The 10262-nt window shown below is 65.4% G+C and carries 8 protein-coding genes; 2 read left to right on the top strand and 6 right to left on the bottom strand.

Annotated elements, in window-relative coordinates:
* Positions 1 to 331: 331 nt before the first annotated feature.
* The 4 genes from L2I41_RS21205 to L2I41_RS21190 all read right to left on the bottom strand — a co-directional run bounded on the left by L2I41_RS21205 (position 332) and on the right by L2I41_RS21190 (position 5010).
* A complete protein-coding gene (locus L2I41_RS21205) occupies positions 332 to 1654 on the bottom strand; it encodes a TRAP transporter large permease (RefSeq protein WP_237155623.1) in 1323 nt (440 codons plus the stop codon).
* Positions 1654 to 2265 (bottom strand): TRAP transporter small permease, encoded by a 612-nt coding sequence (locus L2I41_RS21200; protein ID WP_237155622.1) that lies wholly within the window; start codon positions 2263 to 2265, stop codon positions 1654 to 1656. Before L2I41_RS21200 ends, L2I41_RS21205 begins: the two co-directional genes overlap by 1 nt.
* Before the next feature lie 503 nt (positions 2266 to 2768).
* Positions 2769 to 3803, bottom strand: a complete 1035-nt coding sequence (locus L2I41_RS21195; RefSeq protein ID WP_237155621.1) for a TRAP transporter substrate-binding protein — start codon at positions 3801 to 3803, stop codon at positions 2769 to 2771.
* Between the two features lie 358 nt (positions 3804 to 4161).
* On the bottom strand, positions 4162 to 5010 hold the full coding sequence (locus L2I41_RS21190; RefSeq protein WP_237155620.1) for a serine protease: 849 nt from the start codon (positions 5008 to 5010) through the stop codon (positions 4162 to 4164).
* 405 nt (positions 5011 to 5415) lie between these two features.
* Here L2I41_RS21190 and L2I41_RS21185 point away from each other — a divergent pair, with 405 nt between their 5' ends.
* Positions 5416 to 6468, top strand: a complete 1053-nt coding sequence (locus L2I41_RS21185) for an AraC family transcriptional regulator (RefSeq protein WP_237155619.1) — start codon at positions 5416 to 5418, stop codon at positions 6466 to 6468.
* A 12-nt stretch (positions 6469 to 6480) separates the two neighbouring features.
* Here L2I41_RS21185 and L2I41_RS21180 read toward each other — a convergent pair whose 3' ends face one another.
* Together L2I41_RS21180 and L2I41_RS21175 are read right to left on the bottom strand one after the other, a co-directional pair.
* Complete coding sequence (locus tag L2I41_RS21180; protein WP_237155618.1) at positions 6481 to 7578, bottom strand: NAD(P)-dependent alcohol dehydrogenase; 1098 nt, start codon at positions 7576 to 7578, stop codon at positions 6481 to 6483.
* A 144-nt stretch (positions 7579 to 7722) separates the two neighbouring features.
* The gene (locus L2I41_RS21175; RefSeq protein WP_237155617.1) at positions 7723 to 9195 is read right to left on the bottom strand and encodes a benzaldehyde dehydrogenase; all 1473 of its coding nucleotides are present in this window, start codon (positions 9193 to 9195) and stop codon (positions 7723 to 7725) included.
* A gap of 288 nt (positions 9196 to 9483) precedes the next feature.
* On the opposite strand from L2I41_RS21175, the gene L2I41_RS21170 reads away from it, so the two are divergent.
* Positions 9484 to 10262 (top strand): XylR N-terminal domain-containing protein (locus tag L2I41_RS21170; RefSeq protein WP_237155616.1); only part of this gene is annotated, 779 nt, incomplete at its 3' end.

Below are 10262 nucleotides of genomic sequence, written 5' to 3'. Positions count from 1 at the left end.
ATCGATAGGGTTTGGGTCAATCTTATCGCTGGCAAGGACCTTCGGACATTTTTGCAATGACTGCGTGGATGGTCCGCCTTCGCGGACCATGACAAGCGAGATACTGCGCAGGTCAGCAAATAGTCAGGTTGCGTTCGGTCCATCGCCAGCGGCAAATTGCTGACACTTCCCCGCGGTTCGTTAGCCCGGTCCTGCATTGTGTCGTCTAGGTTTCTGGCACCTTTTCGACCATGCAAGTCCCTGTCGGGAAACGGTTATTCCGCGCAAGAGGTGACAGTTACGGCCTTCAGCCGAAACAGTCACCGGCATTTGTCGCGCAAGCGTATGGCGTTCAATACAGCAGCCGCACCAGCGTCAGGCTGATGGCGGGGAACAGGGTGAGGATCACCGTGCGGATCAGGTCGGAGACGATGAAGGGGCTGACGCCGCGATAGGTTTCGCGCGCCGGCACGTCCTTGGCCATGGAACCGATGATGAAGAGGTTGAGCCCCACCGGCGGGGTGATCAGGCCCACTTCGGCGACGATCAGGATCAGCACGCCGAACCAGATGGCGAATTCCTCGGGGCTGAGGCCGAAATCCATCGCCGAGACGATGGGAAAGAAGATCGGCACCGTCAGCAGGATCATGGACATGGAATCCATGATGCAGCCGAACAGGATGTAGAGCACGAGGATGATGGTGAGCACCGTCCAGGGCGAAAACCCTTGCGCGGTGACCCATTCGGCACCGCTCTGCGGCAGTTGGCTGACGGCGAGGAAGCTGTTGTAGAGCCCGGCGCCGATGACGATCATGAAGATCATCGCCGTGGACACCGTGGTCTCGCGCACGCAGGCCTTGAGTTCGCTGAAGGGCAAGCCGCCGCGCAAGGCGGCGATGAGGCCGGTGCCGGCGGCGCCGAAGGCGGCCGCTTCGGTGGGCGTGAACCAGCCGAAATAGATGCCGCCCACCACCGACAGGAACACCAGCGCCACCGGCCAGACGTCGCGCAGCGTGGTGAAGCGCTCGGCCCACGAGGCCCGTTCGCGCGAGCCGCAGGACTTGGGGTTGAGGCGCACATAGATGGAGATGACGATGATGTAGCCGATGGCGGCGAGGATGCCCGGCAGCAGCGCCGCCATGAACAGCTTGGCGATGTTCTGCTCGGTGAGGATGGCGTAGATCACCAGCACCACCGAGGGCGGGATCAGGATGCCGAGCGTGCCGCCGGCGGCCAGCGTGCCGGTGGCGAGCGCGCCGGAGTAGCCGTATTTCCTGAGCTCGGGCAGCGCCACCTGCGCCATGGTGGCAGCGGTCGCCAGAGACGAGCCGCAGATGGCGCCGAAGCCGGCGCAGGCGCCGACGGCGGCCATGGCCACCCCGCCCTTGCGATGGCCGAGCCAGGCTTCCGAGGCCTTGAACAGCGCCGTGGACATGCCGCCGCGGGCGGCGAACTGGCCCATCAGCAGGAACAGCGGGATGATCGACAGCGAATAGTTGGCAAAGGTGGACCAGGTGAGGCCCTTCATCTGGTTGAGCATCGGCATCCAGCGGCCGGTGATCAGGTAGTTGCCGACGATGCCGCAGACGAACATGGCCGGGCCGATCGGCACGCGCAGGAAAATCAGGACCAGCAGGACGGGAAAGGACCACAGACCGATTTCGATACCACTCATCAATGGGCTCCCTGACCGATCAGCACGGCACGGCCGGCGCGGAAATCGGAGATGTCGCGGAGGACGGCGACGACAGCGACGAAGGAAAAGGCGACCAGGAAGACTTCAGCCGCCGCAAAGCCCCACCAGACCGGGAACTGCAGGATGAAGGTGACCTCGCCATTGTCGAACTTGTCGACGAGGCCATACCAGTGCCGCCAGGTGGTGAAGAGCGCGATGCCGGCAATGACGATGTTGCCGAAGATCTGGCTGACTGCCATGGCCTTCGGGCCGAGCGGCAGCACGGCGATGTCGACGGTGACATTGCCGCGCATCTGCTGGCAGAGCGGCAGGAAGGCGAAGACGGCAACGCCGATCATGGCCTCCACCATCTCGAAATCGCCGGGCACCGGCCCGAGCCCCATGTGGATGAAGGCGCGACCGATGATGCTGAGCACGGTGATCACCACCGCCACCAGCAGCAGCGCGCCGCCGGCATAGGCCGAGATCAGCGCCACCCACTTGGCCGCCTGATGAACGGGACCATGCGGATTGGCGAAACCCGAGAGACCGGCATGCCAGCCGGACGCCCGATCGATCGGGCCGTCATCTTCAAAGCGATTTGCAGCCATGTGTGTGCCGTGGGTTGGGGAAAAGGTTCCGGATGGCCCCCTTGCGGGGGAGAGTGGGAGACGGGGGAGAGACAGAAGACTTGGGGTGTCGGCGTTTGTGAGTGGGGTGATCTATCGGAAAGGTTGGTGGCTGGGATTGAGGTCGCAGACCCCTCTCTCCTACTCTCCCCCGCAAGGGGGGAGAGAGTGCCGATTGGTTCCGGCGGTAGCTGGAGTGGTGGTTGATCGGACTTTGCTTGAAGGCTCTCGATTGATCCTCAACCTGCCCTCTCCCCCCTTGCGGGGGAGAGTGGGAGAGAGGGGTGAGCGACAGAAGACTTGGGGTGTCGGCGTTTGTGAGTGGGGTGATCTATCGGAAAGGTTGGTGGCTGGGATTGAGGTCGCAACCCCTCTCTCCTGCTCTCCCCCGCAAGGGGGGAGAGGGTGCCGATTGGTTCCGGCCAGAACTTGCGGGCGTGTGGGCCTTGAGTAGGCCCACCAGAACCTTCAAAACCTCACTCTCCTCACTGGCTCGAATATTTCTCCACCAGCGCCTGGGCGTCGGCGTAGAGGCCGGTGCCGTCGAGGCCCTTGGCGTCCATTTCCTTGATCCAGTCCTTGATCACCTTGTCGGCGGCGTCCTTCCAGCGGGCGGTCTCGGCGTCGTCGAGGGTGACGGTGGTGTTGCCGGCCTTGTCGGCCAGTTCCTTGCCGCGGATGTCGCCGGCGTCCATGGCCTCGCCGAACGCCTTGGCCAGCGCTGGACCCGAATGAGCGTCGATGACCTTCTTGAGATCGTCGGGCAGCGCGTCATAGCTGTCCTTGTTCATGGCGAACAGGAAGGTGGCGGTGTAGAGGCCGTGCTTGCCGGAAAAGCCGGTGTGGAAGGGGGCGAGCTCGGCGACCTTGATGGACGGGGTCACTTCCCAGGGCACCACCGTGCCGTCGATCACGCCCTTGGAGAGCGCCTCGGGAACGGCCGGGACGGGCATGCCGACGGGCGTGGCGCCAAGGGCGGCCAGCATGTTGTTGACCACGCGCGAGGTGCCGCGCAGCTTGAGGCCGGCCATGTCCTCGAGCTTCTCGACCGCCTTGCCCTTGGTGTGGATCAGGCCGGGGCCGTGGGTGTGCACGGCGAGCACGTGATAGTCCTTGAACTCGTCGGTGAGGTGCTTTTCGTAGAACTCCTCGAAGGCCTGCGAGGTGGCGGCGCCCGTGGTGACCATGAAGGGCAGCTCGAAGACTTCCGATTTGGGGAAGCGGCCCGGCGTGTAGCCGATGACGGTCCAGGTGAGGTCGACGACGCCGTCCTTGACCTGATCGACCAGATCGCCCGGCTTGCCGCCGAGCTGCATGGCCGGATAGAGCTCGACCTTGATGCGGTCGCCGGAATCCTTGGCGATCGCCTCGGCCCAGGGAGCCAGCACCTTGGCCGGAATGGTGGCCTGCGGCGGCAGCATCTGATGCAGGCGCAACACCACATCGGCCGCCAGCGACGCGCCGGCGCCGGCAAGGGTCATCGCACCCACGGATGCGGCGACGAACAGAGCTTTCAACATGATTTCCCCTCCCCTGAAAGATCGGATGCGCTGGGCCAGTGCGTGTCCCCTCGCCAGTGAAGCCTCCTCAAGCCCCTGGCGATCCGGCGCGGTCCTGCCAGAACGAGGCCGTACACGAGCCTTCCGGCGCACAACCTCCCAGCGTGCGCCGCGCGTTCTGATCTTCCGGGATCATGACATGTATTCGCGTTGCGTAGTAATACATATTGAGCCCGCAGCCATAACCGGAAGGTTATGGATCATACCTAAATGCGGGGCAGGAATTCGAGGAAGGGCCGCCTGTTCCGAGGTCCGTGCAAACGACAAGGGGCACAGCAGCAGCTGCGCCCCTTGCGACGGGTCAGGCGGGTGGAAGGGATCAGAAGCCGATCTTGGACAGGACCCAGTCGTTGATGGCGGCATAGCTCAGACGGGTGTAGATGCCCGGGCTGTTCTTCTGGGCGCACTTGTCGCCGAAGCTGACGACGCCGGCCTGGATGGTGTACCTGCCGTTGTCGTCGGGCACCAGCAGCGGGCCGCCGGAGTCGCCCTGGCAGGCATCCTTGCCGCCAGCCATGTAGCCGGCGCAGATCATGCGCGAGGTAAGCTGGCCGTCATAGGCGGACGGGCCGTTGCAGACCGACTTTGCAATGATCGGCGCCTTCAGCTGCATGAGCTGCTTGGGCATCTTTGCAGGTTTGGTGGTGGACGTATTGCCCCAGCCCACCACATAGGCGGGATCGCCGGCGCTGGCGATGTCGGCCTCGTCCATCGGGTCGATCAGGGTCACCAGCTTGGGATTGGTGACATTCTTGGTGAGCTTGATCACCGCCACGTCATAATCGATGGTCGTGGTGTTGTACTTGGGATGCCGGAAGATCTTGGAGACCGCATAGGTCTTGCCGCCGGATACCAGGCTCTGCGTGCCGTAGAGTATCTTGATCGAGCTCGGCGCGACCACGCGGCCGTCGTCGCCCGTGATGCAATGGGCGGCCGTCAGAACGAAGTTGTTGGCGATCAGCGAACCACCGCAGAAGAAGGACGCATAGTTGCTGCCCGCATTCGTGTAGAGCAAGGCAACCTGGGACGGCCACTTGCCGGCCGGAGCCACGGTCCCATTGATGATCTGGGCGCTGCCGCCATCGCTTGAACCATTTGCATAAGCATTGCCAATCAATGCATAGCCCGCGCACAGCGCAGCGATCAGAGTATTCTTTATGAAGGACATGATTTCTCCTCACCTCGACGTATTTATTCCAATAAGTTGTGGTTAATCAGTATTTTCACTATCTGCAACATCTTGCCGTGCAATTGGGACGCTGTGGCAAGTGATTGGGATGAATTGTTTCGGCAGTGGCCTTTTGACGCAGTCGGGAAACAAGGCGCCACCGTCGCCAGGGTTCTGCTACCGATAGCTGCAAGGACCCATCCGTGACGGTCCGGGTGAGACGGACGGTCAACAAACCGGGACGTTTCGACGGGAGAGTCCGTCGCCATTTTGCAAATCTGTGCCTATCGTGCGGATTCCGAGAGCGGAGGCGCCGGCTTCCTCCCTCGACCGCACCATGATTTCAGGACCGGCGCCACATGCAGGCGCCGAGACGTCAGCGACCCTTGGACCCGAGTGGAGCAGATGGAAAAATCAGTCCCCACACCGCCAAAGGACACCATTCATTGCCTGCGCGTCAGCTTTCCCAAGGATGATCCGAAAAGCGCCGAGTATTACGGGCGGATGCTGTCGCCGCTGATGGAGATGAGCCTGCCGCCGGAGAGCCGGTCGCAGCCCTTCCACGCGGAGACGGAGACCTTCTTCCTGCCCGATGTCCTCGTCTCGCGGGCCAGCAACTCGGCCTGCCATCTCGATCGCCATGCCCGCACGATCGCCCGCTCGGCGTCCGATGATCTGATGCTGGTCAACTATCTCGGCGGTGCCGTGCGCTTTTCCGTCGGCGGCGGCTGGCACGACGTCCACATGGACCTCGGGGCGTTTCTGGTCTTCGACCTGTCGCGCGAACTGCACATCCGCATCGAGACCATGCGCAACATCGGGGTGATCCTGTCGCGGCGGCGGCTGGAGACCCTGGTGCCTTTCCTTGATGACGCGCACGGCCTGCAGTTCAAGCCGGGCGCCCTCAACGCCATCCTGCTGGGCTTGCTGGAACAGGTGGCGGCCATGGGGCCGCGCATCACCATCAGCGAGGCGCGCACCGTCTCCGACCTGATCACGCGCACGGTGGCCGGCGCCATCGGCGAATGCCTTGCCGAGAACGCCCGGCAAGCCGGCTCCCCGGGACTAGCCCCGCTGCCGGCCATCAAGGCGGCGATCGAGCGCCGGCTCGAGGACCCCGAGCTCAGCCCGAGCGTCCTGACCGAGGAATTCGGGCTGGCCCGCTCGACGCTCTATCGTCTGTTCGAACCCATGGGCGGCGTTGCCGCCTATATCCGCGAGCGCCGGCTGCGCCTCGCCTTCCGCCTGATCACCGGGCAGCAGGCCGACAAGCCACGCGTCTCGCAGCTGGCCTTCACGCTCGGCTTCAGCCATCCCTCGGCCTTCACCCGCGCCTTCAAGGAGAAATACGGTTTGTCGCCGAGCGAGGCGGCCACCCTGTCGAGCCACCCCGAAGAGGTGAGCGCGCCCTTCATCCTGACCGAGGAGGCGCGCCCGTATCTCAAGCATCTGGTGTGAGTAGCCGGATCCTCACAGGCGCAGGATCGGCTTGATGGCCCGCCCGGCCTCGGCGTCCTGCAGGGCGGTGTTGATGTCGGGGAAGTCGTAGAAGGTCACCAGCCGGTCGAAGGGGAAGCGGCCCTGGGTGTACAGGTCGATCAGATAGGGGATGAAGACGTCGGCGTTGGATTCGCCTTCGATGACGCCGCGCACCGAGCGGCCGCCGCTCATCATGTGCACGAGATCGAGGGGGATGGTCTGGCCCGGCGCCGACGCGCCCACCAGTGCCAGCGTGCCGCGCGGGGCCAGAACCTTGGTGCCCTGCTCGATCACGGCGGGAAGGCCGGTGGCGTCGATGGCGAAATCGACCCCGTGGCCGGTGATCTTGACGATTTCCACCACCGGATCGGACGCTTTGGCGTGGACGATATGGGTGGCGCCGAGGTCGAGGGCGAGATCGAGCCGGTCCTGGTTGAGATCGATGGCGATGATGGTGCCGACGCCGGTGGCGCGCGCCGCCATCACGGCGGACAGGCCCACCGAGCCGGCGCCGAACACCGCCAGCCTCTTGCCCGGGCCGATCTTCAGGCCGTTGATCACCGTGCCGGCGCCGGTCTGGATGCCGCAGGCGAGCGGGCCGAGCAGATCGAGCGGCACGCCGTCGCGCACCTTCACCACGTTGATCTCGCGGCAGAGGGCGTGGCTGGCGAAGGACGACTGGCCGAACACATGGCTGTGCACGGTGACGCCCTCGCATTTCAGCGCCGTCGAACCGTCCGGGCGGCGGCCGAAGAAGTTGCGCGGGAAGAACTCGTGGCAGTAGGACAGCTGGTGATCGCGGCAGGACGGGCAGGCGCCGCAGGCGTTGAAGGTCATCACCACCCGATCGCCGGGCCTGACCTTGGTGACGGCGCTGCCGACCCTTTCGACCACGCCCGAGCCCTCGTGGCCGAGCACGGCCGGCAGGGGTACCGGCAGATATTGATCGCGCATGACCAGATCGGTGTGGCAGATGCCGACGGCGGCGACCTTGACCAGCACCTCGTCGGCGCGCGGCTCCTCGAGGTCCACCTGGGCAATATCCATGGGAGCGCGCGGATGGCGCGCGATGGCGGCTTGAATTTTCATGGGTTGGTTCCGTGTAGAGGCCGCAGCCATCCGTCCGGCCCGCAGTCAGCGACTGCGAGCCGGGTGCCGGGCCATTGAACTGGGATCAGGGGTGAAGCACCCGCCGATCAGGTGACCAGACCTGATCGGAAGGCGCTCTGGAGGTCAGAACGGATAGCGCGGTGCTTCGTTCTTCACCGTGACCCACTGCCACTGGGTATATTCGTCGGCATCGGCCGGGCCGCCGACGCGGCCGCCGTTGCCCGAGCAGCCGCGACCGCCGAAGGGGTTGAGGCACTCGTCGTTGACGGTCTGGTCGTTGATGTGCAGCAGGCCGGTCTTCAGCTGTTCGCCGAGCGCCATGGCGCGGCCGACATCGGGCGAGATCACCGCGCCGGACAGGCCGTATTCGGTCCGGTTGGCGAGTGCCACGGCCTCGGCGTCGGTGGCGAAGGTGGTGATGTTGACCACGGGGCCGAACACCTCTTCCTCGAAGGCGCGCATGCCCGGCTTGACGCCGGACAGCACGGTCGGCTTGTAGAACAGGCCGTCATGGCTGCCGCCGGCCTCGAGCGTCGCCCCGGCGGCGACGGTTTCGGTGACGATGGCGTGCACGCGGTCGCGCTGGCGGGCGTTGATCAACGGCCCGAGCGCCACCTGGCCGGACGCCGGATCGCCGACCGGCAGATGCGTCGCCTTGGCCTTCAGGATCTCGATGACGGCGGGTGCGATCTTCTCATGCAGCAGGATGCGGCCCGAGGACATGCAGATCTGGCCCTGATGCAGCCAGGTGCCCCAGGCGATGTTGGAGGCGGCGATCTCCGGATCGGCGTCTTCGAGCACGATCAGCGACGACTTGCCGCCGAGTTCCAGCGACACCTTCTTGAGATTGCGGCCGCAGGCCTCGCCCACCTTGCGGCCGGCGGCCGTCGAGCCGGTGAAGGCGACCATGCCCACATGCGGATCGGAGCAGAGTGCTTCGCCGGCTTCCGCCGCGCCCGGCACCACATGCAGCACGTTGGGCGGCAGCCCCGCCTCTTCCAGCGCCCGGGCGATGATGAAACCGCCGGAAATGGGCGTCTGCGGATCGGGCTTCAGCACCACGGCATTGCCGACGGCCAGCGCCGGCGCCACCGAGCGCAGCGACAGGATCAGCGGGAAGTTGAAGGGCGAGATGACGCCGACGACGCCATGGGGCACGCGGCGGGCATAGCTCTGCCGGCCCGGCGTGGTGGGCAGCAGCACGCCCGGCGACTGCACGGCCAGGCCGGCGGCCAGCTGGAACAGGAACACCGCCTCGCGCACTTCGTGCTGGGCCTTGGGGATGATGCCGCCGGTCTCGCGGGCGATCATCAGGGCGAGATCGTCGAAATGGGCCTGAAGATGGTCGGCAGCCTTGCGGAAGATGGCGGCCTTGTCGCGCGGGCTGACGGCGGCCCAGCCCGGCTGGGCGGCGGCGGCGAGACGGGCGGCTTGCGTGATATCCTCGGCATTGCCGAAGCCGACGGTGGCCAGCACGGTGCCGGTGGCCGGTTCGATCACCTCGCGCATGCCGCCCTTGGGCAGCAGCCAGCCGGCGCCATAGACCTTGCCGTGCCAGCGGTTCGCGTCGAGAAAATCGTGACTGATGACGTTCATTGCTTCCTCCTCCCGAGAAGATGCCGGAGCGTGACGCCGCCCGGGGAAACCCCGATCGGCTGCGACCGCTTGTGCTTTCAGAACCGGAACGCGTCTCCTCCTCGAAACGCGCCCTGCGGAGCCACCATCGCAAGGCGTGTGCCATTTGTCGCAGCCGACTTAAGTAATTGCACGTATTCGCCTTTTCCGGGATGGCCTTCCCCGGGGGCGCAAAGGGGCCGGTGACGGCTCTTGAAATGATGAAAGATCACGTCATCATTTCATCAAATAATGAAACGGGAGGGGATCATGGTCGGGGAACGGCGGGTGTCGCTGCGGGAGGTGTCGAAGGCGCGCCAGCCGGAGGCCAGCGTGGCGCCGGCGGCGATGCGGGTGCGGCCACCGGCGCCGACGCTGGAGGACCTGACCGAATGCCTGCACTTCGCCCTCGGCGACGGGCGCATCTGGCTCAACAACAAGCGCATGGTGCTGATGCAGACCCATGTGCTCGGCCGCCTGAGGGCCGAGGTGATCGGCGCGCTGGGCGAGGCCGGCGCCCGGGCGCTGTTCACGCGCGTCGGCTACGAGCAGGGCCGCTCGGACGCGGCGACCATTCGCGAGCGCTGGGCCGACCAGGACATGGCCGACCTGTTCGCTGCGGGACCGCGCATCCACACGCTGGAAGGCTTCGTCAAGGTGACGACGCTGAAGATCGATTTCGACATGGGCGCCGCCACCTATGACGGCGAGTTTCTCTGGCACGATTCCTCGGAAGCCGACGAGCATCTGGCCGCCTTCGGCCTCGCCACCGATCCGGCCTGCTGGATGCAGACCGCCTATGCCTCGGGCTATGTGAGCGAACTCCTCGGCGCCGCCGTGGTGTTCCGCGAGACCGAATGCCGGGCGACCGGTGCGCCGCTGTGCCGCTGCACCGGACGCCACGCCGCCGCCTGGGGCGACGCGCGCGCCGAGGAGATCGTGCCGCCCGGCCCGGTGCGGCCGCGCTTTGCGGCGACCGCCGGCGTCACGCTGATCGCACCGGAGACGGTGTTCTTCTCCCATGACACAGTGCTGGGCCGCGATGTGTT

The organism is Oryzibacter oryziterrae, from assembly GCF_021864535.1.
Classification (GTDB): Bacteria; Pseudomonadota; Alphaproteobacteria; order Rhizobiales; family Pleomorphomonadaceae; genus Pleomorphomonas; species Pleomorphomonas oryziterrae.
This window is presented reverse-complemented; position numbering and strand designations above follow the sequence as displayed.